Source organism: Chrysanthemum yellows phytoplasma, assembly GCF_000803325.1.
Lineage (GTDB): Bacteria > Bacillota_I > Bacilli_A > Acholeplasmatales > Acholeplasmataceae > Phytoplasma > Phytoplasma asteris.
Genome location: NZ_JSWH01000252.1, coordinates 1 through 272, shown reverse-complemented (window position 1 = coordinate 272; position 272 = coordinate 1). Strand labels below are relative to the sequence as shown.

Annotated in this window: 1 protein-coding gene; it reads left to right on the top strand. The window is 18.4% G+C overall.

What is annotated here, in order from left to right; all coding sequences use genetic code 11:
* Positions 1-81 precede the first annotated feature (81 nt).
* A partial coding sequence (locus tag OL66_RS04450) for a hypothetical protein (RefSeq protein ID WP_034172504.1) occupies positions 82-272 on the top strand: 191 nt, incomplete at its 3' end.

The window sequence follows — 272 nt, the reverse complement described above, 5'->3', positions numbered from 1 at the left end:
TCAAACAATACCTCACCCTTTATACTAAGAAATTTAATACTCAAGAAAATATAAATAAATAAAATAAGGAGAACTTGAAAAATGAAAATAAACTCAAAAACCAAACAAAAAGCAATTTTTCCATTTATTCTGATGTTATTTTCTATCATTATAATATTAGGTTCATTCTATTTTATTATGAATAATATAAATAAAATAGAATATAGTTTAGTTGATTTTCAAAAAGAAACGAAACAATATTTTAAAGATATAAATAATAATTTAGAAAAACA